Genomic DNA, 21,053 nt, shown 5'->3' with positions numbered 1-21,053 from the left:
GGCCGTACCCGGGTCAGGGCAGCGGCACCGCGTGGATCGGGGTCTGGGTGTTCTGGCTGCCGCCGCTGGCGAGCATCCTGACCTCGTCGCGGTCGCTGATCTCGGCCCGGACGATCCCGGAGGCGTCCTCGTACACCGGATGCCCGCCGGGGCCGGTCCTGCCGGTCGCCTCGACCACCACCACGTCCTGCGGAGCGTGCGTGCCCGGCGCGCCGGGAAACGTCAACGCGTAGCGCTTGCCCTGACTCATACGCGGCCCTCCTGTGCGGCCCCCGGCACTCATCCTAGACACGCTCCGGCGGCCCAGCCCGTCCGTGCCGCCCGGGTCCGCGGGGGCCGGCGGCCCGTTCCGGCGCGGGTCGCCCCGGTCGGCCGGGCGGCTGCGCTGACGGGCCATCACCCTGACCAGGCGTCACGCCGCCGCCCGGAGCGGCGAGTTAGCTGGATCACATCCGGCACCGATCTGTTGTGAAGATCGCATGAGCTGTTCGAATCCATGCCACTCTGTCTTCAGGTCTGATGTGAAATATCACATGTCAGATGCCTCCTGCGGGAACGCCGCAGGAGGCCGTCCGTCCGTACGAGCAACCCGCACGAGGAGAACCACCGATGAGCCGTCTTGCCCTGATCGCCGCCGGCGTCGCCGGCCTCACCGCCCTGGGTGTCGCCCCGGCCACCGCCGCCACCGCCCCGCAGGCCGGTACCGCCGCCGTCACCACCACCACGACCTGCGGATACCTGGGCTACCAGGCCGGCCTGGCGACCAAGGTCTGCGCCGACGTCACCGGCACCGGCGTCGAGATCTACGGCCAGGTCGGCCTGGCCGGCCCGCCCTCCCCGGGCAGCCCGGCGCCCCAGCCCAAGCAGCTGGTCACCAGCCTGTCCGCCAACCTGGTCGGCGGCGCCTCGCTCGGCACCGTCAACCAGAACGTGAACTTCACCGCCTCCACCATCCAGGTCCACGGCATCCCCGCCACCGTCCCGTGCGGCTCCACCGTGCACGCGAGCTTCTCCGTCGCGTCGTTCCCGTGGTCGCCCAACCCGGTCACCCTGGACCTCCCGATCGCCTGCTGAGCCGTCCGGCGAGGCAAGGGGCCCGGTCGCACTGCGGCCGGGCCCCGGCCGTCCGGCCCGGCGACGGCATGCGCAACCCCGGCCGGTCTCGTAGCGTCGGACGGGAGTGGGCACCCGAGTCCGCGCGGCCCCGGCCGTACCCAGCGCACCGGCCGCGCGAGCCCGCGCGCCGAGCCCGAGAGGAGGGCGCCGCCCGTGGACGCCGCCGAGCCCGAATTCGTGCCCGAGGTCTTCGACCGGGCCATCGTCTCGGTCGCCCTGCTCAGCGGCCCCGAACACCGGCTGGTCTACTACAACGACGCCTTCCGCCGGCTGTTCGGCGAACGGACCCTCGACCTGCCCGCCGCCGACGCCTTCGCCGACGAGTACGCCGCCCCGTTCCTCGCCCTGCTCGACCAGGTCTACCAGGAACGCGAAGCCCGCCAGGTCAGCGCCCCCAGGGCCACCGTCGGCACCGCCCCCGGCGCCCCGGGCCCCCGCTACTTCGTCTACAGCTGCACCCCGGTGCGCTCCCGGCACGGCCGCGGAGTCCTCGCCGTCGCCGTCGACACCACCACCGAAGTGGTGGCCGCCGAACGCGCCCAGGAGCTCTCCCTCCAGCACCAGCAGGCCCTGGAGCGCTACAAGGCGCTGGTCACCGCGGTCTCCCAGATGGTCTGGCTGCTGCGCCCCGACGGCACCATGACCGAGCTGGTCGCGGGCTGGCAGGACCTCACCGGCTCCCCATGGCGCTCGACCATGGACCCGGGCTGGCTGGAACTGATCCACCCCAGCGACGCCCCCCGCCTGGTCCAGGCGTGGGCCGAGGCCGCCACCGGCACCCCCGCCATGTTCGAGACCACCTTCCGGGTGCTGACCGCCTCCGGCGAGTACCGGCACGTCAAGTCCCGGGCGGTCCCGGTCTTCGCCGACGGCCGGGTGACCGAGTGGATCGGCGCCACCGCCGACATCGAGGACCAGTGGCGGGCCCGGCTGCGCGAACAGCTGCGCGCCAAGGTCGCCGCCGCCCCCGCCCACCACCTGCAGGCCGCGTTCGCCGCGATGGCCGAGGCGGTGGTGCCCGACCTCACCGACGCCTGCGCGGTGTTCCGGCTGCCCGACGGCGACGGCCCGGCCCTCGCCGACGGCATCATCGGCACCCGGGTCGCCTCCGCCGCCCGGCCCGGCCTGCCCGCCCTGCCCGCGCTGCGCAGCCAGACCTACCGGGTCGGGCCGGTCGCCCAGGAGGTCATCGAGAGCGGCCGGCCCCGGCTGATCACCTTCGCCGCCGGCCACCCCCCGGACGGCGTCCTGCCCGACGTCTCCCTGCGCTGGCTGGCCGAGGCCCGCGCCACCAGCCTGGTCCTGGTCCCGATCGTGGTGGACTCCGCGGTGGTCGCCTTCGCCGCGGCGGCCGGCTGCGGCGAGAGCCCGCCGCCGAGCGCCGCCGACATCGCCCTGCTCGGCGAGGTCCTCCAGCAGGCCCAGCGGCCGCTGCGCAACGCCCTGGAGCACCAGCACGCCCGCCGCACCGCGCTGATCCTGCAACGGGCCCAGCTCACCCCGGTCCCCGAGGTGCCCGGCGCCGACCTCGCCGCCCGCTACCAGCCGGCCAGCACCACCGCCGAGATCGGCGGCGACTGGCACGACGCGTTCTTCCTGCCCGACGGCACCCTCGCGCTCGCCATCGGCGACATCGCCGGCCACGACCTGACCGCCGCGACCGCGATGGGCCAGCTGCGCAGCATGCTGCGGGCGCTCGCCTACAACAGCAACCGCCCGGCCACCCCGGCCGACATCCTCGCCCAGCTCGACCGGGCCGCCGAAGGGCTGCAGGTCGCGCCGTTCGTCACGATCGTGCACGCCCACCTGACCCTGCGCGCCGACGGCTGGCACGTGGTCTGGGCGAACGCCGGGCACCCCCCGCCGCTGCTGATCCCCGCCGAGGGCCCCGCCCGGCTCCTCACCGGCCCCCGCGCCGACCTGCCGCTGTGCGTCGACCCGGACGCGCCGCGCAGCATCCACCGCCGGGTCCTGGGCGCCGGGGACACCCTGCTGCTGTACACCGACGGCCTGGTCGAGAGCCCCGGCACCGGCCTGAGCGAAGGCCTGGACCGGCTCGCCGCCGCCGCCACCGAAGCCCGCCACCTGCCGGTCGAGCAGCTCTGCGACCGGCTGCGCCGGGTGGCGGACGTCCGGGACGACATCGCGCTGCTGGTCTTCCGGCCGCGGCTGTGAGGCCACCGCCGATGCCCGCCCGCCACCCGTCCGGCGACCGCCCGCAGACACGCGCGGCACCGCCATCCGATGCAGGATGAGGAGGAGTGGACCGGCCCGCCCGCCGACCGCGTGAGGTGCGCACACCATGGAGAGATTCCGCCACCCGTTCACCGGGAGCCTGGCCGCGGCCGTCCTCGATCCCGAGGGCGTGGTCGTGGGCTGGACCGCCGCGGCCCAGGCGCTGCTGAGCCGGCCGGCCGGCGAGGTGTGCGGCCGGCCGGTGCGCGACCTGCTCGCCGACCCCGACCGCTGGGACGCGCTGGCGGGCGCCCGCGAGGGCCGGGTGGCGCTGCTGGACGCCCGGGGCAACCCCACCGACATCGCGTTCCAGGTGCTGCCGCTGGCCGGCCCCGGCCCCGACGGCTTCCTGGTGCTCGGCGCCCCGGCCGACCAGGTCGTCCGGTGGCGCGAGGACGACGCCTTCGCCAGCGGACTCTTCCTCCAGGACCGGGTCGGCCTCGCGGTCTTCGACGACCAGCTGCGGCTGCTGCGCACCAACACCAACCTGCTGCCCTACAGCGGGGTCCCCACCGACCTCAACGGCATGCGGCTGGCCGACTTCCTGCGCGCCGAGGACGCCGAGGCGATCGAGGTGCTGCTGCGGGACGTGCTCGAGAGCGGCCGGCCGCTGGTGCTGCCGGAGGCCCTGGTGCGGACCGTGCTCGACCCGCGCGGCGGACGGGTGATGGGCATCTCCGCGTTCCGGCTGCAGGCCGACGGCGAGAAGCCGATCGGGGTGACCGCGCTGTTCACCGACGTCACCGAACTCGGCCGCTCGCGCCGGCGCCTCGAACTGCTGCACCGCGCCACCGCCGCGCTCGGCGGCTCGCTGTCCGTCACCGGCACCTGCGTGGACCTGGTCGCCGTCCTGGTCCCGGGACTCGCCGACGCCGCCGTGGTCGAGGTCGCCGAGGCGGTCTTCAACGGCGACGACCCGCTCCCCGACGCCGCCGGACTGCTCAGCCTGCGCCGCACCGCCGCGGTCGGCCCCGACACCGTCGAACCGCCCACCGGGACCACCGTGTACGTGGAGGCCGCGGGCGCCGCCGTACCCGCCGCCACCAGCACCGCGGACGGCCGCCCGACGATGTCCGCCCCGCTGCGCGCCCGCGGCATCCTGCTCGGCCGGATCCGCGCCTACCGGGACCCGGCCGGCGACCGCTACGAGAGCACCGACCTGGAACTGCTCCAGGAGATCGCCTCCCGGGCGTCGCTCGCCCTCGACAACGCCCGCCGCTACACCCGGGAGCACCGGGCCGCCGTCAGCCTTCAGCGCAGCCTGCTGCCGCCGGCCGCGACCGACACCCCCGCGGCCGTCACCGCCAGCGTCTACCTGCCCACCGACACCGACGGCGGGGTCGGCGGCGACTGGTTCGACGTGATCCCGCTGTCCTCCGCCCGGATCGCCCTGGTGGTCGGCGACGTGGTCGGCCACGGCCTGGAGGCCACCGCGACCATGGGCCGGCTGCGGACCGCCGTGCGCACCCTCGCCGACTTGGACCTCGGCCCGGACGAACTGCTGGTGCACCTGGACGACCTGGTCTCGCAGCTGGTGGTGGAGGCGGCCGACGACCCGGACGGCGGCGGGGTCCGCCGGGAACCGGCCCCGGCCGGCGCGACCTGCCTGTACGCCGTGTACGACCCGGTGTCCGGGCGGTGCGTGATGGCCAGCGCAGGCCACCCGCCGCCCGCCGTCGTTCACCCGGACGGCGCCATCGGGTACGTCGAGCTCAGCCCCGGACCGCCGCTCGGCGTCGGCGGCTTCCCGTTCGAGGTGGCCGAGATCGAACCGGCCGCCGGCAGCGTGCTGGTGCTCTACACCGACGGCCTGATCGGCGGCGGCGAGGGCGACCTGGACGACGGCATGGCCGAACTGCGGACCCGGCTCGGCCGCGCCGCGGTCACCACCCGCCCGCTCGCCGAGGCCGGCCGGGAGATCACCGAGAGCCTGCCGCCGCACCGCCAGTCCGACGACGTCACCCTGCTGCTCGCCCGGACCCGGGTGCTGCCCCCGGGCGACACCGCCGCCTGGGACGTCGAACCCGACCCGGCCGCCGTCGCCCGGGTCCGCGAGTCGGTGACCGCCCAGCTGGAGGCCTGGGGACTGGACGAGCTGGCCTTCACCACCGAACTGGTGGTCAGCGAGCTGGTCACCAACGCGATCCGGTACGGCGGCGGCCCGGTCGGTGTCCGGCTGATCCGCGCGGAACGGCTGATCTGCGAGGTCTCCGACCCGAGCAGCACCCAGCCCCGGATGCGCCGGGCCCGGGTCACCGACGAGGGCGGCCGCGGCCTCTACCTGGTCGCCCAGCTGACCAGCCGCTGGGGCAGCCGCTACACCGACCAGGGCAAGGCGATCTGGACCGAGCAGGAGGTCCCGGGCACCGCCGGGTAGGGCCGCCCGGACCGCTCAGGCCGCGCTCCGGCGCCGCAGGCCCTCGCCGCGGGCGAACCGCCGCAGCCGGCCGAGCCGGGTGAACATCTCCCGGTTGGCCACCGACGCCCGGTCCAGCTCCTCCATCAGCCTGCGGGTGCGGTGCTCCAGGTCCAGCTCGTCCAGGATCCGGTCCACCTCGGCCAGCAGGGACCCGTGCAGCTGCCACGCCTTCGGGTGCTCCTGCACCCGGCGCAGCAGCATCTGCGCGACGTTCTCCCGGCTCGCCCAGGCGGCCGCCAGCTCCGCCGCCAGCCGGGCCTCCGCCTCCTCCGCGTTGCGGCTCACCTGGGTGCTGACCAGCACCGAGAAGCTGACCAGCGCCCCGCCGACGTGCGCCAGCAGCTCCTCCAGGGCCAGCGCCACGTCCGGCGGGAACAGCGCCTCGTCCGCGCCGCGGCGCTTGGCCAGGTCGGTCAGCGAACGGGCCAGCACCCGCACCACCACCACGCAGATCTCCAGCGTGTCCAGCCCGGTGCGCAGCACCAGCCGCGACAGCAGGCCCTCGCTGATCCGCGGGTTCAGCCGCAGGCTGTCCTCGGCCTGCCGCAGCGCGCCGTCCACGTCGGCGATGGCCTGGTCGAGGGCGCGGGCCTCGTGCAGCCGGGCCGCGGCCCGCTCCACCGGGGTGGGGCTGCCCAGCTCCTCGCCGATCCGCAGCAGCAGGTGGCGGGCGCGCCGGGCGAGGTCCTCGATCGACTCGCCGGCGGTGTCCACCCACACCGGCGGCGCGAACACCAGGTTGAACAGCAGACCCACCACCGCGCCGATCAGGGTCTCCAGCACCCGGTCCCAGGCCTGCGAGGCGAGCCGGGTCACGCCGAGCACCAGCATCGCGCTGATCGCCACCTCGTTGACGAACTCGTCGACCCGGACGAACTGCCCGATGGTCAGCGAGGCGAGGATGATCAGCCCCAGGCTCCACCAGGACAGGCCCATCACCGAGCTGAACCCGATGGCGATCACCACCCCGACCACCACCGAGTTCACCCGGCGGATGCTGGTGGTGAGCGTCGAGTACAGCGTCACCTGGACCACCAGCAGCGCCGTCAGCGGCGCGGTCAGCGGGGCCGGCTCGCTGCTGAGCTGCACCGCGACCGCGTACGCGATGGTGGCCGCGACGGTCGCCCGGATCGTCAGCACGACGACGGGGTCCCTGAGGCGCCGCCGTACCCGGTCGGTGAGTGTCTCGGTGAGCGCTGGCATTCCTGTCTCCTTCCCCCGACCCGGCCGCGCCAGCGGGGGAGAGGTGATCTCACACCCGGATGGTCACTGCGCGCGGCCCGGCCCGGGGGCCGCACCGGTACGGGCGGCAGCGCGCGGGCGGCGGAAATAGCATGACCGTACGGCCCGGCGCGGCGACGGACGAGGCGGCCGCGGCCCGGCAGACCGAGCTCCCGGAGGGTCAGTGGTGCGACGCCGTCCCGACCGTCCCGCGAGCGCCGACGACCTGCTGAGCGAACTCGGCCGGCTCACCGCCCAGGCGCTGGAACGCGCGGAGATGCAGCGGGCCCGGGTCGAACTGGCCGAGGCGCTCCAGCGCGAACTGCTGCCCGCAGAGCTGCCGCGCTGCCCCGGACTGCGCACCGCCGCCCGCTACGCGCCCGCCCGCAACGGCCTGGACATCGGCGGCGACTGGTACGACGGGTTCCGGCTGCCGGACGGCGCGCTGGCCTTCACGATCGGCGACGTCCAGGGCCACGACGTGGAGGCCGCCGCCTTCATGGGACAGCTCCGGGTCGGCCTGCGGGCCGTGGCCTCCTTCGCCGTCGACCCCGGCGAGGTGCTGCGGCACGCCAACGACCTGCTGGTCTCGCTCGACTTCGGACTCTTCGCGACCTGCACCTTCCTGCGCTTCGACCCCGCGCACGGCGACCTCACGGTGGCCCGGGCCGGGCACGTCCCCGCGGTGTGGGCGGGCCCCGACGGCCGGGGCGGGGTCGCCTGGGACGACTCCGGCGGGCTGCCGCTCGGCATCCTGGCGGGCGAGGACTACCCGGTGGTCAGCCACCGGGTGCCCACCGACGGCGCCTACGTCCTGGTCACCGACGGCGTGGTGGAGGGCCCCTCGTTCTCCGTCGAGGAGGGACTGGCCGAGGTGGAACGGGTGGTCCGGGCCGGGGTCCGGGCCGAGCCGGACGAGCTCGCCGCCGAGGTGATCAAGGTCGCGGAGCTGACCGGCCACACCGACGACGCCGCCGTACTGGTGCTGCGCGACGACCGCGAGGCGCGGTAGGGCGCGTCGGAGCGGGTCGCGGCACCGGGCGCCCGGGCGGGTGGGAGCCGGGACCGCCCGCACACCGGGTTGTACCCGGGTGATCCGGGCGGGCGCCCGGCCGGGGACACCCACCGGCCGGAGGCCGGGGGGAGCGTTGCGGGCCCGGCGGCCGCCTGCAGACGCGCCCTGTCACCGCCGGCGGGCCCCGTCCCGTGGAAGTGCCCCGGCCGGGCCGCGCGTGTCACGGCCGCGTGCGGGCCGCCCACGCGGTCTGATGTCCGGGATGGTGAGAATCGACGCGTCCCGCCTCCTCCGGGTCGGCCTGCAGGCGGCCGCCGTCGCGGCGGCCTACTTCGCGGCCGGACGGCTGGGCCTGCTGGAGCAGGTCGTGGTGGCCGGCGCCCGGGTCACCCCGCTCTGGCCGCCCACCGGCATCGCCGTGACCGCCCTGCTGCTGTACGGCCTGCGGCTGTGGCCGGGCGTGGCCGCTGGGGCGCTGCTGGTGATCGCCAGCATCGGGTCGGTGGACGCCGGCGCCCTGGCGATCACCGCGGGCAACACGCTGGCCCCGGTCTGCGCCTGCCTCGCGCTGCGCCGGGCGGGCTTCCGGCCCGAGCTGGACCGGCTGCGCGACGGGGTGGCGCTGGTCTTCCTCGGCGCGCTGGCCGGGATGCTGATCAGCGCCACCGTCGGCAGCACCACCCTGCTGGTCGGCGGCTCGCTGACCGGCGAGGAGTTCTGGGCGACCTGGTCGGCCTGGTGGGTCGGCGACGCCATGGGCGTGCTGGTGGTCGCGCCGGTCCTGCTGGCGGCCCACCGCTTCCGGCTGCCCGGCGCCGACCTGCGGCCCCGGTGGCTGGAGCCCGCCGTCCTGCTGGCCGTCACCGTCGGGGTCGGGTACGTGGCCGCGCGCAGCCCGTTCGACCTGCTGTTCCTGGTCTTTCCGCTGATCGTGTGGGCGGCCCTGCGGTTCGAGCTGGCCGGGGCCGCGCCGTGCGTGCTGGCGGCGTCCGTGCTGACCATCACCGCCGCGACCGAGGACGCCGGGCCGTTCGCCGGGCAGAGCGTGCTGCACCAGATGGTCACGCTGCAGGCGCTGAACGGCTCGGCGGCGCTGACCGGGCTGCTGCTGGCCGCGATCGTCGCCGAACGGCAGAACACCCACCGCAAGATCCAGCAGGCCTGCGACGAACTCACCGAGGTGGTGTCCCGGCTGGCCTCCGGCGGCGACCCCCGGCGCGGCGGTGCCGGACCGGAGCACCGCCCGTACGGCACCACCCCCCGGCCGCCCGGGCCGCCCGGCTGACGGGCCGACTGGGCTCAGCGCACCGGCCGGGGCGGCGACGGGAGGCCCGCCGGGCCGGCCGTGGCGGCCGCGGCGAAGTCGCTCAGGGCGGTGCGGTGCGGACGGCCGGTCTTGGTGAGCAGACTGGCGACGTGCTTCTCCACGGTGCGCGGGGAGATGTGCAGCCGGGCCGCGATCTCCTGGTTGCCCAGCCGCTGCGCGACCAGCAGCAGCACCTCGTGCTCACGCACGGTCAGGCCCTGCCGGCGCAGCTCCGCGGGCACCCGGTCGGCGCCGGTACGGCGCTGCGGGACGCTCGCGCCCGCCCGGCGCAGCAGGTGGCGGCAGGCGTTGGCGACGGCCGGGACCGCGGCGCCGTGGAAGTACTCCTCGGCGGTGCGCAGCCAGCGCACCGGGTCGCCCCAGCCGTCCGCGAGCGCCGCCTCCGCGACCAGCCGCAGCCCCAGGTGGCGGGCCATCAGGAACGGCCGGCCCGCCGCGACGGCCTCCTCGACGGCCAGTGCGGCCGCGTCGTGGCGTCCGGCCCGGCCCTCGTGCACGGCGTGCGCGAGCCGCTCGAACTGCCGGTTCCACAGCAGCCCGGCGGCGGGGTCGGCGGCCGCGGCGGCGTGTTCGGCCGGGTCGGCGAGCCCGGCCAGCGCGCGCAGCAGCGGGCGCAGCCCGTAGCGGCCGTTCAGGTAGAAGACGGTCGGGTTCTGCTCCTCCCACAGCCGGGCGTGCTCCAGTTCGGTGAGCGCCCGGTCCCGGTCCTCCTCCAGCAGCGCGCAGACCGCCCGGCAGTTCCCGTACGCCAGCGGGAGCTGCAGTGAACGGTCGCCGTCCCAGCGGCGGAACCGGTCGAGTTCGCGTTCCATCTCGGGGCGGCGGCCCTGGTGGGCGGCGACGGCGGCCCGGGTGAGCAGGACGAACTGGTGGTGGTCGACGTTGCGCAGGCCGGCGGTCGCCTCCAGACATCGCTCGGTCAGCTCGCCGGCGGCCCGGTACTCGCCGCGCAGCACGGCCTGCATGGCCAAGGTGGCCTCGGCGGTGTGCATCAGGCCGAGCGCCCCGAGGCCGAGCGCCGCCCGGTGGGCCCGTTCGAGCTGGGCCGAGGAGCCGCTGCGCATGAACTCGTTGACGCCGAGCCGCAGTAGCGCGTCGACCTGCCAGGTCGGCAGCGACTCCCGGACGGCGAGCGCCAGGATCCGCTCCAGGCAGGCGTCGGCGCGGTCGAAGCCGTGCCGGCGCTCCAGCATCGCCAGCAACTGCCACGCCTGGCAGGCGACCTCGGGCAGTGCGGCCCGTTCGGCCTGTTCGGCGGCGCGCCGGGCCAGCCGCTGGGCCTCGGCCGTCCGGTCGGCGGCGGCGCGCTCGGCGGGGGCGGTGAGGACCAGGTGGGCCTCCACCACGTCCAGTGCGGGGGTGTGCGCGGAGCCGTCGAAGCGGGTGAGCAGGGCGCGTACCAGCGCCACCTGGGCGGCCGCGTCGGCGGGCCGGCCCGCCGAGACGGCCGCCCAGGCGAGCCGGGTGTGCAGGGCCGCCGTCCGGGCGTCGCCCAGCGCGCCCGGGCCGCCGACCGGGACGGTCTCGGCCAGCGCCAGCGCCCGGTCCAGCCGGCCGGTCTCCACCAGCGCGAACACCAGGCTCTCCAGGACGGCGGTGGCGTCCTCGGGCGCCGCGCGCTCCCCGAGGCTGCCGACCGCCGGCCCGCCGTCCGGCCCCGGGCCGTCCGGCCCGTCCGGCCCGTCGTCCGGGGCGATCAGGCCGTGCGCGCGCTCCAGCAGCGACACCGCGGAGCTGACGGCGCCGTCGGCCAGCGCGCCGCGGCCGGCCTCGGCGAACAGCAGTCCGGCGGCCGCGGTGTCCCCGGCGGTCTGCCGCAGCACCGCGACCAGGTGACGCCACTCGCCGGGCAGCCCCGGGTGGGCCTGTTCCACCGCCTCGGCCGCGCGCCGGGCCATCGCCGCCCGCTCGACCGGCAGCAGCGCGGCCAGCAGCGCGTCCGTGGTCAGGGCGTGCCGGAACTCGTACCAGTCGGCGACCGGGCCGCCGGGGGAGATCAGCTGGGCGTCGATGCCCGCCCGCAGGTGGATCAGCAGGCTGCGGTCGTCCAGCCCGGTCACCAGCTGCAGCACCGGCAGCGCGAAGCGCCGGCCCAGCACGGCCGCGGCGTACAGCAGTTCACGGGCGGCCGGGTCCAGCCGGGCGGCCCGCTGGGCGACGCTGCGCACCACGGTGGTGGGGACCTCGATGCCCAGGTCGCCGCCGACCTGCCAGCCCTGCTGCCCGTCCTGGCGGATCACCCCGGCGGCGACCATGCCGCTGAGCAGCTCCTCGACGACGAACGGGTTGCCGCCGCAGTCCCGGACCAGCCGGGCGGTGACCGTCTCCGGGAGCCCGCCGGCCGGTGCGGCCAGACAGGACTCGGCCAGCGCCCGGACCTCGGCCGGGGCGAGCGGGCGCAGCTCGGCCAGGTCGGCGGCGCGGCGGGCGCCGGCGGCGTGGGCGAGTTCGGCGGCCGGCCCGGTCCCGGAGCGCAGGGTGGCGACCAGCTGGACCGGCAGGCCGGCGAGGTTGTCGACCAAGTGGTCGACCACCGCCAGGGTCTCGGCGTCCGCGTCGTGCAGGTCCTCGACGATCAGCAGGCAGCCGGCGGGCCGCCGGCCGGCCGGGCCGCGCCCGACGGCGGCCAGCAGCCGCAGGAACGCCTCCGCGGTCTCGGTGAGCGAGGGCGTCACCTCCGGGTCGGCGGCGCCGCGCCACTCCGGGACCAATGCGGCCAGCGCCGGCCGGTACGGGGCCAGGGCCGGGTCCTGCGGCGGGCCGCCGATCCGGAACAGCGCCAGCAGCGCCTCCGTGATCGGCCGGAACGGCACCGGTGCGCCGCTGGAGCCGGCGCGGCCGCGGAGTACCACGGTGCCGTCCGCGACCGCCCGGTAGGCGCACTCGGCGGCCAGCCGGGACTTGCCGATCCCGGCCTCGCCGAGCAGGAAGACGGCGCGGCCCTCGCCCCGCTGGGCGGCGGCGAGGCCCGCCCCGAGCAGCCCGAGCTCCCGGGCACGTCCGATGACCACCGGCGATGTGATGAGCATCCACGGAGGCTAACGGATCGGGCCGGGTTTCCACCATGGTGGATGCCGGTGCCCGGCAGGGGGTCTGACGTCGGGTCAGCGACGGGTCGTCAGTGGAAGGACAGACTCGTCACGGTGATCTCGGAGGTGGTGGTGTCCATGGTCTCCTGGCCGGTCCCGGTCAGGGCGCCGGTCAGTCCGGTGAGCAGGTCGGCGCGGGGGGGGGGCGGGGGGGGGGCAAACACAGTGGGAAGGGGTACCCCCAAAGGGGGGAGGGAAAGGGCGCTGGTAGGTCGGGGGATGGGGTTGGCGCGGGGGTCTGCCGGCGGGCCCCCCGCCGCGGTGAGCCGGATCTCCCCGGCGGGGTGGCGGACGTCCGAGCCCGCGCGGGCGGCCGGGTCCTTCCAGAGGGCGACCAGCGTCGATGCGTTCACAGGCTTCTCCCGTTCGAGGCGGATGGGGCGGTGGGCTCCGACGGCGCCGGGCTGCGCGGTGCCGGAGAGTCGGGGGGATCCAGCAGCAGCACCGAGGGGGTGCGGGCCGGGAAGGCCAGCCGCAGCAGCGCGTACCCGATCCCGGCCAGGCCGTCGAGCAGGCCGGGGACGGCGACGGCGTCGGGGGTGGCGCAGCGCGGCCCGTACCGGTCCAGGGCGGTCAGCAGGGTGCCGGCCCGGCCCGCCGTCAGGCCCGTCACGGCGCCCTGCGGGGAGGCGGCCAGCAGCAGTTCGAGCACCCCGGCCTCACCGTGCCGCAGGCTGTGGTCGGGCAGCGGACCGTGCTCGGCGAGGCCGGTGACCGCGGCGGCGACGAACCCGTCGAGCCGCGGATCGCCGGCCGCCGCGGGCCCGGCCGACGCGACCGCCAGGGCCGCCCCGGCCAGACCGCCGTCCCAGCCGAGGACGGCCGGCGGCGGGCCGGCGACGGCCGCCAGCAGGTGCCGCAGGCCGGGCTGCTCGAACTCGGCGCGGCCGGTGGCGGCCGCGTACCGCAGCAGGGCCGACCCGGCGGCGGGCGGTCCGGGCGGCCCGGCGGCCAGCCGCCGGGCGCACCGGTCGGCGGTGTCCAGGGCCCGCCGGTCGCCGGTCGCCGCGTGGACCGCCAGCATCGCCGCGAGCACCCCCGGGTCGCCGTCGGCCGGCGCCGGGCCCGCGGCCGCGGCGGTCAGCTCCACCGCCAGCGCGGTGGTCGCGGCCAGCTCCGGGTCGGCCAGCAGGTGCGTCAGCTGGCCCAGCGCGTAGGCGATCCCGCCGAGACCGTCGAAGGCGTCGGCGCCGACCGCGGCCAGGTGCTCGGGCCGGTCGGCGAGCGCGGCGAGCAGGGCGGGCACCGGCCGTACCGCCCGCCGGGCCACCTGTGCGTACCGTTCGACGCCGCTCAGCGCCGCCAGCCGGGCCAGGAACAGCGCCGTCCCGCAGTAGCCGCCGGCCAGGCCGGCGCCCTGCGGCATCAGGGCCCAGTGCTGTGCGCCGATCGGCTCCAGGGTCAGCCAGTTGACCCGGTCGCGGTCGCCGTGCGCCCGCGCCAGGATCCGGTCGGCGATCCCGCCGGCCGCCGCCAGCAGGCGTTCCTGGTCGGGCACGCTCGGCGGGTACGGGCCGCGCCGCGCGCCGGACCGGGCCCCGGCCGGGCCGCGCCGCCGGGTGGCCAGCGCGGCCCGGATGATCCACTCCTGGTCGTACAGGTCGGTGCGGCCGAGGCCGGCCAGCCGCCGGACCGCCTGCTCCAGCCCGGACTCGGCCCAGCCCGGGCCGGTCCCGACGCCGTCGACGACCGGTCTGCGGGCCGCCGGGGTGCAGCCGAGCAGCGGGATGTCGCCCGCCCAGAGCTCCGCCAGTTCGGCGGCGACCAGCGGCTCGCGGACCGGGTCGCCCTCCGACTCGCGCCACAGCAGGTCCAGCAGCCGGTCCCGGTCGAGGGCGTCGCGCAGCACGTCCGGATGGGTCGACTCGTCCAGCAGGGCGGCGTACCGCCGGGTGGGCCGGACCAGTACCCGGGTGGTGTCGGCGGCGAAGCGGGCCAGCAGGCCGTCCGGGCCCGCGAGTTCGTCCGCGCCGTCGGCCAGCGCCTGGTACCCGGCGCGGAAACCCGCCAGCAGCGACCCGGCGTACTCGCCGGGGTCGGCGTCGGCGCCGTCCAGCCGGGGCCGGTTGGCGGCGCCGGGGAAGGTCACCGGCCCGCGGGCCAGCCGCATCTCGTCGGTGCCCGCCCCCTCCCAGCCCGCGACGTCCAGCGGGTGCACGGCGTCCCGGTCACCGCCCAGCCCGGAGATGTCCAGCACCCCGTGCTCGCCGACCAGGTGGAACGGCAGCAGGGCGATCCGGTGCACCGAGGAGTTCAGCAGCCGCAGGGCCGGGTCGCCGCCCAGCGGCTCCGGCCGGGCCGGGGACGGGTGCAGCAGCGTCTCCAGGTCGACCAGGACCGGCTGGGCGGCGCAGGCGATCAGGTTCTCGTAGTGGATGTCGTTGCCGCCCAGGACGTGCAGCACCGCCAGCAGCACCCCCAGCCGCCGGTAGAACAGGTCGACCTCGGCCCGGTCCCGGCAGGGCGCGGCCCGGGCGAACTCCACCCAGCCGTACCCGGGCCGCTCCAGCACCGCCGAGGTGGCCTGGTCCGGCCCCGGGAGGCGGGTGTTCAGCCAGTGCACCACCTCGTTGAAGTGCCGGTGCACCGCGACCGGCCGCGGCTTGTACACCACCCGCTCGCCGGACTCGAAGCGCAGCAGCGCCACCGCCCGGCCCCGCTGGTGACGGTCGCCCGCGCCGGTCACCAGCTCGACCAGCCGCCCGGGACCGGCGCCCGCCGGCAGGACGGCCGCCAGGGCCCGGCGGTCGGCCGCGAACCGGCCGAGGCACTCGGTCCAGGCCGCGACCGCGTGCCGGCAGGTCTGGGCCAGCAGCCGGGCCAGCACCGGGTACTCCGCCAGCAGCGCCGAGAGCCGGTCGCGGCCGGACGCCAGGCGGACGAAGTCGGCGAACCGCTCCTGCGGGGTGGCCCCCGACAGCTCACCGCCGACCCGCGCCACGTTGAGCTCCAGCACCAGGGTGCGGCGGGCCTGCCGGACCAGCAGCGCCGCCAACTGCTCGGCGAAGCACCGCCGCAGCGCCTGCGGATCGGCGAGCTCCCAGGCGCCCGCCAGTTCCGGGGCGGCCAGCAGCCGGTCGGCGGCGAGGTCGGTGAACGGGGCCAGCACCGCCGCGAAACCCGCCGCCCAGGACGTACCCGGCGGGGGGAGCCGCCCCGCGGCGGGGGCCGCCGCGAGGACCCGGCTCACCTCCGCGGCCCAGGCGGGTTCCCCCACCCGGGCGGCCAGTTCGGCGGGCGGCTCGGCGAGTACGGCGGCCAGCCCCGCCTCGTCCAGCCCGGCCGCGGCCAGCCGCGCGGCGAACCGGCCGTCGGCGAAGTCGTCCCGCCAGGCCCGCAGCCGGCGCCCGGCCACCGGGTCCGCGAGCGGGCCGTCGCCGGCCGGGCGCGGCGGTACCGGCCCGCCGATCCGGTCCGCCAAGGTCAGGCCGCGGGCCCACCACGGGCCGCCCGGCCGGCCGTCCCCCACCCCAGGATGCGTCATGCGCCGAGCATGCCACCGACGGACCGTCAGGACATGGGGGCCGGCCCCCGGATTCCGCCGCGGGCCCGCCCGGACGCCCGCCCGGACGCCCCGGCCGGGGCGCAGCGGGGCGCGGCGGGCGTTCCGGCGAGCGGCCCGGCGGAATACGGGGGCCCGCCCCCATTGGGAAGCCCGCCGCCGCGGTTCACGCTCGGCCCATGGACCTGAACCCGACAGAACCGACGATCGACGTCCTCGGGCCGATCGGTGCGACCGTGCGCGGGATCCGTGCCCCGCTCGGCGGCCGCCGCCCCAAGACCGTACTGGCCGCGCTGATCCTGGCGCGCGGCGCGCTGGTGAGCGAGGAGCAGATCATCGACGCGGTGTGGGAGGAACGGCTGCCGGACAAGCCGCGGCAGGCGCTGCACACCTATGTCGCCGACCTGCGGCGGGCGTTGGAACCGTGGCGGTGCGCCCGGCAGACACCGGTGGTGCTGCTGCGGCGCGCCGGCGGCTACCGGCTGGAACTCGGGCGGGACGCGCTGGACAGCGCCCGGTTCGCCCGGCTGGTGCTGGGCGGTGCGTCCGCCGCCGCCGGCGGGCACCCCGCCGAGGCGCTGGCGCACGCGGAGGCCGCGCTGCGGATGTGGCGCGGCCCGGCCTACGCCGACCTGGCCGGACTGCGGCTGGTGCAGGCCGAGACCGCCCGCCTGGCGGAGCTGCGCTCGAGCGCCCGGGAGATCCGGGTGGCGGCCCGGCTGGCGCTCGGCGAGCACCACCTGACGCTTGCCGACAGCGAGGAGCTGACCGCCGACTACCCGCTGCGCGAGTCCGGTTGGGCGCTGCGGGCGCAGGCGCTGTACCGCTGCGGACGGCAGGCCGAGGCGCTCGCCGTCCTCGGCTCGGCGCGCCGGCTGCTGCGCGAGGAGCTCGGCGTCGACCCCGGCCCGGAGCTGGCCCGGATGACCGAGCGGGTGCTCGCCCACGATCCCGCGCTGCAGTGGCGGGCCGCCGCCGGCTGACCCGCCGGCGGCCCCGGTTCAGGCCGCGGCCGGGGCGGCGTCCGGCGCCGCCGTGGGCACCTGGACGTCCAGCCCCCGGCGCGCGGCCAGCACCGCCGCCGTGCACAGCGCGAACAGCACGGCCACCACGGCCAGCGCCCGCGCCGCCCCGACCGTCTGCAGCAGGAACCCGGCCGCCAGCGGCGCCAGCGGCTGCAGTGCGCCGCCGATGAACGAGGTGGTGCCCACCACCCGCCCGTACACCTCGTAGTCGACCACCAGCAGCGTGGTGGTGCCGATCGCGGCGCCCACCACCGGCCCGAGCAGCAGCACGCCCGCCAGCGCCGCGCCGAGCGCGACCGGACCGCCGAGCAGCGCGGCCGCCGCGGTGCCGAGCAGCCGGAGCAGGCAGACCCCGAGCAGGATCCGGTGCAGCCCGAACCGCCGGTGCACGTACGGCGCGAAGGCGGAGCCGACCAGGCCGCAGACGGCGGCGGCGCTCAGCGAGGCCCCGATGCCGCCGCCGTCCGCGCCGGGCCGCAGCAGCAGCACGTACGTCAGCATCGACACCGCGGTGTTGGCCAGCACCGAGTAGCCGAGCGTGCCGCGCAGGAACGGCGTGCGCCACAGCACCGCCAGCCCGGTGCGCAGGTCGGGCCAGCCTCGCGCGCCGGCCGCCGGCTCGTCGCCGGCACCGGCCGGCAGGCCGCGGACGCACACCAGCGAGACCACGTAGGAGAGCGCGTCGAGCGCGAACGGGACGGCCCGGCCGAGCGCGAACAGCGCCCCGCCGGCGGCCGGGCCGGCGACCCCGGCGGTGTAGCCGCGGATCTGGTTGGCGGAGACCGCCTCGGGCAGCTGCTCGGCGGGGACGATGGTCCGCAGCATCTTGCCGGACGCGGGGTTGAACGCCATCATCGCGGCGCCGGAGACCACCACCGACACGCCCAGCAGCCACAGCGGCGGCCCGCCGAGCAGGGCACCCGCCGCCACCGCGGCGACGCACACCAGCCGGGCCGCGTCGCAGCCCAGCATCAGCCGCCGCGGCCCGATCCGGTCCGCCAGCTGGCCCGCCGGGACGGCCGTCAGCCAGGTGGTGACGAAGCCCAGCGTGGCCAGCACGCTCGCCCGGGCCGGCGAGCCGGTGGTGGCGACCGCCAGCAGCGGGATCGACAGCACCGTCATCGAGCTGCCGAGACCGGAGGTGAACTGTCCGATCCACAGCCGCCGGAACGCCGGATTGGCACCCAGCAGGGAGACCCGGCGCGGCAGCCGCGGCCGGTGCGGGCTCACGGCAGCAGCCCGTCGACGGTGAAGTTGAAGTTGGTCCGCCCGCCCGGGCGGGCGTGCCGCAGCCGGTCCAGGAAGAGCGCCACCCCGATCGAGCCGGTGGCGAAGTCGGTGCTCTCGCGCAGCGCCTGCTCACCGGGGAAGACCACGCCCTGCGGACGGTCGATCCGGCTCAGCAGCACCCCCTCGGCGACCCGCCCGGCCTCGGCGAACCACCGCTCCTCGTGGAGCAGTTCACCGGCGTCGAGCAGGACGTTGCCGAGCCCGGCCAGTCCGTGGAACAGCTGCGGCAGGACGGTGTACTTGCGCGCCGAGTCGGCCAGCAGCCGGGGGAGCACCGCGAGCAGCTCCGCGTCCGGGCGGGCCGCGAGGTAGCGCAGCACGGTGGTGGTGACCCCGGCGGTGCCCTCGTCCCAGTAGTTGCGCAGCACGCCGCCCTCGGCGCCCGGCTCGCGGGCGGTGCCCGGGAAGACCAGCGCCCGGCCGGAGATGACGGTGCCCTGGCCGAGGTCGAAGGCGAGCGCCTCCCGGCCGAGCCGGTACCAGCGCTCCTGACCGGTCGCCAGGTGCAGGTACAGCAGGAACAGCGCGATGCCGCTCGCGCCGTGGCCGTGGCCGACCCGGACCCGCTCGCCGTCCGGTCCGGTCTGCGGCCACCGGGCGCCGCGCCCGTCGCGGACGCAGCCGGCGGCGAGCGCCTCGCCGGCCTCCAGCGCGTCCGTCAGCAGCCGGTCGTCGCCGAGCCGCTGCCACAGGTGCAGACAGGCCGTGCCGTACCCGGCCGCGCCGTGCAGCACACCGGGGTCGGCGAAGCGCAGCGGGTGGACGCGGGCCCGGTCCATCAGCGCGCCCGCCACCTCGGGCCGGCCCAGCTCGTCGAAGACCCAGGCGATCCCGGCCTGTCCCAGGTACAGGCCCGGCGGGTACCGGCCCGGGTCGACGTCCCGGGCGAGCGCCCAGGCCAACAGCTGCTCGGGCACCTCGCCGCGCAGCCGGTGCAGTCCGTGCAGCACGCCCATCGCGCCGTACGCCACCGACAGCGGGTTGGTCTGGAACACCAGCGGGTCGGCCGGGAACAGCCGGTCCTCGCGCTGCGGGTCGGCGACCGCCTCCGCGTACGCCGCCACCTGCTCGGTCAGGTCGGCCAGTTCGGCGTCCGACGGGCCCGGCGGCCGGCCGGCGCCGTGGTGGCGGGCGGTCGCGGGCAGCGCCAGCGGCACCGGCCGGTCCCAGCCCGGGTGCGTCTGCAGCGGCAGCGCGTCGATCCGCCCGACCACCTCGGCGGCGTCGAAGTCCCCGTCGGTGGCCTCGGCGTCGGTCAACCAGCTGATCAGGTCCACCAGTTCGGCGGGCAGCGCGAGGTCCTCGGCCAGGGCGGCCAGGAACCGCGGCAGGGCCGGCCGGTGGAAGCCGGTGGTGTTGTTCACCACCATCAGCGAGGAGAGGATCAGCGCGCCGAGCGCGTGCCAGTCGGCCGCCCGGTCGTAGCGGTCCGTCGCCACCAGCCGGGGGCTCGCCAACCCCACGGTGTAGATGCCCAGATGGTGGTCCTCGCCCTCGCGGACCGCGGTCTCCAGGTCGAGGATCCGCACCGTCGCGCCGTCCGGCTGGACGAAGGCGTTGGTGTACGACAGGTCGCCGAGCAGGATGCCCCGCTCGTGCGCGGCCGCGACCGCCAGGGCCAGGCCGCGCCACAGCGTCCGCTGTGCGAGCAGGTAGGCGCGCACCGCCTCGGGCTCCAGGGCGAGGGTGACCACCGGGTTGTGGACGATGCTGTGCCGGCCGTAGTGCACGCCCTCCAGCACCTCCTCGGCCAGGAACGCGTGGCCGCACTCGTGGAAGAAGTCCACCGGGCGCACGAACAGGCCGGTGTCGGCCAGTTCGGTGAGCAGCCGGTACTCCTTCTCCAGCACGTCGGCCGCCCAGCGCCCGGCCCGGCCGACCATCACCCCGGGCCGGGCCTCCTTCAGCACCACGTCGCGGCCGGTCTTCGCGTCGGTGGCCAGGTACACGCCGCCGCGGTTGCCGAACGCCAGCGCGGTGTGCGGGGTGTACCGCCCGGCCAGCGGCGCGTCCGGCTCCTCGGGCTCCGCGGGGAACGGGTCGTCGGCCCAGTCGGGCGCCTCGAAGTAGGGCGCGCGGACGTCCGGCACCGGGGTGCCGTCCGGCGCGCTGATCATCAGGTCGCTCAGCCCGTCCGGCCGCAGCCGGTTGACCGCGGCGAACCCGCCGTACCGGTAGTAGACGGCGGTCGACCCCGGCCACCGCCGGTCGGAGAGGATGTACGGCCCGCTGCGGCCCTCCAGCGCGGCCGCCAGCGCCCCGCCCACCGCGCGGAACTGCCGCTCGTCGGCCGGGTACACGGTGATGAACTTGCCGCTCGCGGTCCGCGAGAAGGTCTTGTTGCCGGTCAGCCGGACCGCGTACGGATCGATCAGGAACTTGAACCGCACCCCGGCCCGCAGCAGCACCGGCAGCGCCAGCCGCAGCACCGGGACGCTCTCCCCGGGCAGCGCCGTCACGTGGAGCTTCCAGCCCTGCGCCGGGCCTGGCCCGGCCGCCGGCGGGTCCGCGATGAACCACAGCCCGCGCCGCCGGGTCCGCCAGCCGTCCGGCGCCAGGGAGCGGAAGACGGCCAGGTGCTCGGGGCCGGGCAGGTGGCGGCCGGCCGTCTCGTACCAGTGCCGGTCGAACGGCAGGTAGAACTGGAGGGCTTGCCAGGAGATCATCAGCGGTTCCGTCCGGGCTGGTTGGGCGGTCTTCGGGCGGGGATGGTCCGGCGGCCCGGCCGGCCGCGGGCCGGGCGGGCCCCCACGCCGCGCCCGGGCCGCGGGGGGATCCAACCAGGGGGACAAAAAGGGGGGGGGGGACCAGGGA

The 21,053-nt window shown here is 77.0% G+C and carries 13 protein-coding genes; 6 read left to right on the top strand and 7 right to left on the bottom strand.

Features of this window, described 5'->3' with window-relative positions; all coding sequences use genetic code 11:
- Positions 1-13: 13 nt before the first annotated feature.
- Positions 14-250, bottom strand: coding sequence for a DUF6296 family protein (locus AC2TEW_RS19310; protein ID WP_484624594.1), 237 nt, complete (start codon positions 248-250; stop codon positions 14-16).
- A 359-nt stretch (positions 251-609) separates the two neighbouring features.
- Between AC2TEW_RS19310 and AC2TEW_RS19305 the strand changes: the two genes are divergently transcribed.
- From AC2TEW_RS19305 to AC2TEW_RS19295, 3 genes are all read left to right on the top strand, one after another.
- Positions 610-1,074: a hypothetical protein gene (locus AC2TEW_RS19305; RefSeq protein ID WP_484624593.1), complete on the top strand. Its 465-nt coding sequence runs from the start codon at positions 610-612 to the stop codon at positions 1,072-1,074.
- A 195-nt stretch (positions 1,075-1,269) separates the two neighbouring features.
- The gene (locus tag AC2TEW_RS19300) at positions 1,270-3,291 is read left to right on the top strand and encodes a SpoIIE family protein phosphatase (protein WP_484624592.1); all 2,022 of its coding nucleotides are present in this window, start codon (positions 1,270-1,272) and stop codon (positions 3,289-3,291) included.
- 127 nt (positions 3,292-3,418) lie between these two features.
- Positions 3,419-5,728: a SpoIIE family protein phosphatase gene (locus AC2TEW_RS19295; protein ID WP_484624591.1), complete on the top strand. Its 2,310-nt coding sequence runs from the start codon at positions 3,419-3,421 to the stop codon at positions 5,726-5,728.
- Between the two features lie 15 nt (positions 5,729-5,743).
- On the opposite strand, the gene AC2TEW_RS19290 is transcribed toward AC2TEW_RS19295, so the two are convergent.
- Positions 5,744-6,973, bottom strand: a complete 1,230-nt coding sequence (locus AC2TEW_RS19290; protein WP_484624590.1) for an FUSC family protein — start codon at positions 6,971-6,973, stop codon at positions 5,744-5,746.
- A 202-nt stretch (positions 6,974-7,175) separates the two neighbouring features.
- On the opposite strand from AC2TEW_RS19290, the gene AC2TEW_RS19285 reads away from it, so the two are divergent.
- Both AC2TEW_RS19285 and AC2TEW_RS19280 read left to right on the top strand, forming a co-directional pair.
- A complete protein-coding gene (locus AC2TEW_RS19285) occupies positions 7,176-8,003 on the top strand; it encodes a PP2C family protein-serine/threonine phosphatase (protein WP_484624589.1) in 828 nt (275 codons plus the stop codon).
- Positions 8,004-8,268: 265 nt separating this feature from the next.
- Positions 8,269-9,291, top strand: a complete 1,023-nt coding sequence (locus AC2TEW_RS19280) for an MASE1 domain-containing protein (RefSeq protein WP_484624588.1) — start codon at positions 8,269-8,271, stop codon at positions 9,289-9,291.
- Between the two features lie 14 nt (positions 9,292-9,305).
- Here the strand turns inward: AC2TEW_RS19280 and AC2TEW_RS19275 are convergent, their stop codons facing one another.
- The 3 genes from AC2TEW_RS19275 to AC2TEW_RS19265 all read right to left on the bottom strand — a co-directional run bounded on the left by AC2TEW_RS19275 (position 9,306) and on the right by AC2TEW_RS19265 (position 15,906).
- A complete protein-coding gene (locus tag AC2TEW_RS19275; RefSeq protein ID WP_484624587.1) occupies positions 9,306-12,362 on the bottom strand; it encodes a helix-turn-helix transcriptional regulator in 3,057 nt (1,018 codons plus the stop codon).
- An 89-nt stretch (positions 12,363-12,451) separates the two neighbouring features.
- On the bottom strand, positions 12,452-12,586 hold the full coding sequence (locus tag AC2TEW_RS19270; protein ID WP_484624586.1) for a hypothetical protein: 135 nt from the start codon (positions 12,584-12,586) through the stop codon (positions 12,452-12,454).
- Between the two features lie 185 nt (positions 12,587-12,771).
- Positions 12,772-15,906, bottom strand: a complete 3,135-nt coding sequence (locus AC2TEW_RS19265) for a type 2 lanthipeptide synthetase LanM family protein (RefSeq protein WP_484624585.1) — start codon at positions 15,904-15,906, stop codon at positions 12,772-12,774.
- Positions 15,907-16,103: 197 nt separating this feature from the next.
- Between AC2TEW_RS19265 and AC2TEW_RS19260 the strand changes: the two genes are divergently transcribed.
- On the top strand, positions 16,104-16,907 hold the full coding sequence (locus AC2TEW_RS19260; RefSeq protein ID WP_484624584.1) for an AfsR/SARP family transcriptional regulator: 804 nt from the start codon (positions 16,104-16,106) through the stop codon (positions 16,905-16,907).
- Between the two features lie 18 nt (positions 16,908-16,925).
- Here AC2TEW_RS19260 and AC2TEW_RS19255 read toward each other — a convergent pair whose 3' ends face one another.
- Positions 16,926-18,179, bottom strand: coding sequence for an MFS transporter (locus tag AC2TEW_RS19255; protein WP_484624583.1), 1,254 nt, complete (start codon positions 18,177-18,179; stop codon positions 16,926-16,928).
- Positions 18,176-20,905 (bottom strand): class III lanthionine synthetase LanKC, encoded by a 2,730-nt coding sequence (gene lanKC / locus AC2TEW_RS19250; RefSeq protein WP_484624582.1) that lies wholly within the window; start codon positions 20,903-20,905, stop codon positions 18,176-18,178. The genes AC2TEW_RS19255 and lanKC overlap by 4 nt, the downstream gene beginning before the upstream one ends.
- Positions 20,906-21,053 lie beyond the last annotated feature (148 nt).

The organism is Kitasatospora sp. NEAU-CNBT7 (assembly GCF_057220535.1).
The sequence above is the reverse complement of the archived record's forward strand: the minus strand, read 5'-3'. Positions and strand labels throughout refer to the sequence as shown.